Source organism: Variovorax sp. 01T439_2 (genome assembly GCF_056398445.1).
Genome location: NZ_JBFTPJ010001045.1, coordinates 1 through 1,950 on the forward strand (window position 1 = coordinate 1; position 1,950 = coordinate 1,950).

3 protein-coding genes are annotated in these 1,950 nt (G+C 64.6%); all 3 read left to right on the plus strand.

Annotated elements, in window-relative coordinates:
• The coding region (locus tag AC1DOC_RS31610; protein WP_478131332.1) for an ABC transporter permease subunit at positions 1–367 on the plus strand (367 nt) is incomplete at its 5' end.
• Positions 364–1,248, plus strand: a complete 885-nt coding sequence (pstA, locus tag AC1DOC_RS31615) for a phosphate ABC transporter permease PstA (protein WP_018906133.1) — start codon at positions 364–366, stop codon at positions 1,246–1,248. The genes AC1DOC_RS31610 and pstA, both read left to right, overlap by 4 nt.
• A 20-nt stretch (positions 1,249–1,268) precedes the next feature.
• The coding region (pstB, locus tag AC1DOC_RS31620) for a phosphate ABC transporter ATP-binding protein PstB (RefSeq protein WP_478131333.1) at positions 1,269–1,950 on the plus strand (682 nt) is incomplete at its 3' end.

A 1,950-nucleotide genomic window follows, 5' to 3' on the forward strand; every position in this document is an offset into this window, starting at 1 on the left:
GCTCAAGGAGTCGGCCTACGGCCTGGGCTCCACGACCTGGGAAGTGGTGTCGAAGGTCGTGCTGCCCTACACCAAGGCCGGCGTGATCGGCGGCATCATGCTGGGCCTGGGCCGGGCGCTGGGCGAGACGATGGCGGTCACCTTCGTGATCGGCAACATGAACCAGCTCAACTCGCTTTCCGTGTTCGAGGCGGCCAACAGCATCACCTCGGCACTGGCCAACGAATTCGCCGAGGCCGGCGCGGGCCTGCACCAGGCCGCGCTGATGTACCTCGGCCTGGTGCTGTTCTTCATCACCTTCGTCGTGCTGACGCTGTCGAAGGTGCTGCTGGCCCAGATGAAGAAGAGCGAAGGGACCAAGGCATGAGCACCGCTCAAAACCTGCTGAATGCGAAGGCGCTCGCCGAAACGCGCCAGGCCAAGTTTGCCGCGCGCAACCGCGTCAACAAGATCGCGCTCACGCTGTCGCTCGCGGCGATGGTGTTCGGCGTGTTCTGGCTCGTCTGGATCCTGTGGGAAACGCTGCGCCTGGGCCTGGGCGGCCTGGCGCTCGCCACCTTCACCGAGATGACGCCGCCGCCGAACGAGGCGGGCGGCATCGCCAACGCGATCTTCGGCTCGTTCGTGATGGTGGCGCTGGCCACCTTCGTGGGCACGCCCATCGGCATCATGGCCGGCATCTACCTGGCGGAGTACAACCCCAAGGGCTGGCTGTCGTCGGTGACGCGCTTCGTCAACGACATCCTGCTGTCGGCGCCGTCGATCGTGATCGGCCTGTTCATCTATGCGGTGGTGGTGGCGTACTTCAAGACCTTCTCGGGCCTGGCGGGTGCGCTGTCGCTCGCGCTGATCGTGATCCCGGTGGTCATCCGCACCACCGAGAACATGCTGCAGCTGGTGCCGCCGGGGCTGCGCGAAGCGGCCTATGCGCTCGGCACGCCCAAGTGGAAGGTCATCCTGAGCATCACGCTGCGCGCGGCGCGCGCCGGCGTGGTCACGGGCGTGCTGCTGGCGGTGGCGCGCATCGCGGGCGAAACCGCGCCGCTGCTCTTCACCGCGCTCAACAACCAGTTCTGGACCGCCGACATCAGCCAGCCGATGGCCAGCCTGCCGGTGACGATCTTCAAGTTCGCGATGAGCCCGTACGAGAACTGGCAACAGCTGGCCTGGGCCGGCGTGTTCCTGATCACCGTGGCCGTGCTCGCCCTCAACATCCTGGCGCGGGTCCTCACGCGCAACAAACTCTGATTCAAGAAGAAGTAGCAACCATGCCAAACATCGCCGCACAACCGTCGCGCTCGAAGATCTCGGTCAAGGACCTGAACTTCTACTATGGCAAGTTCCATGCGCTCAAGGGCATCAACCTCGAGATCCCCGAAAACAAGGTGACGGCCTTCATCGGCCCGTCGGGCTGCGGCAAGTCGACGCTGCTGCGCACCTTCAACCGCATGTTCGAGCTCTACCCCGAGCAGCGCGCCGAGGGCACCATCGCGCTGGACGGCGAGAACCTGCTCACCTCCAAGCAGGACGTGGCGCTGATCCGCGCCAAGGTCGGCATGGTGTTYCAGAAGCCSACGCCGTTCCCGATGTCGATCTACGACAACATCGCCTTCGGCGTGAAGCTGTTCGAGAACCTGAGCGCGAGCGAAATGGACGACCGCGTGGAATGGGCGCTCAAGAAGGCCGCTCTCTGGACCGAAGTGCGCGACAAGCTGCAGCAAAGCGGCTCGGGCCTCTCGGGCGGCCAGCAGCAGCGCCTGTGCATTGCACGCGGCATTGCCATCAAGCCCGAGGTGCTGCTGCTCGACGAACCCTGCTCCGCGCTCGACCCGATCTCCACGGCAAAGATCGAAGAGTTGATCGCCGAGCTGAAAAACGAGTACACCGTGGTCATCGTGACGCACAACATGCAGCAGGCTGCACGCTGCAGCGACTACACCGCCTACATGT

What these genes read in the sequence shown, in the direction of transcription:
- pstA (WP_018906133.1), top strand. Translation starts at nt 364, where the DNA reads ATGAGCACCGCTCAAAACCTGCTGAATGCGAAGGCGCTCGCCGAAACG.